Origin of the sequence: Petrotoga sp. SL27, assembly GCF_002924605.1 — a bacterium.
GTDB classification, from domain to species: Bacteria; Thermotogota; Thermotogae; order Petrotogales; family Petrotogaceae; genus Petrotoga; species Petrotoga sibirica.
On sequence record NZ_JAIP01000037.1, the window covers coordinates 1 to 253 of the forward strand.

Genomic DNA, 253 nt, shown 5'->3' on the forward strand with positions numbered 1-253 from the left:
GACAATGCCCATACTTTCAGAAAAACTCAAAATAGGCTTGAAAACACAAAAAGATTCACTTGTATCTATTCAACTTAGTAATTCGAATAGATTCGATTTTTGCTCAGCAATGCAAAAATCAGACGAACCAACTTACGAGCCGTGAGCGCGAGGGCTCTTTTGTGTTGATGAGTGGCAACCTCGTAGTATTTTTTCCAATAATACTCTTTGAACTCAGGGATATAGTTTTTAACGGAGCTAGCGGCTTCGATAA

1 pseudogene is annotated in these 253 nt (G+C 38.3%); it reads right to left on the reverse strand.

Annotation, left to right across the window (positions count from 1 at the left end):
* Positions 1–74 precede the first annotated feature (74 nt).
* A pseudogene (locus AD60_RS10560) lies at positions 75–253 on the reverse strand (IS110 family transposase); the annotation flags it as partial.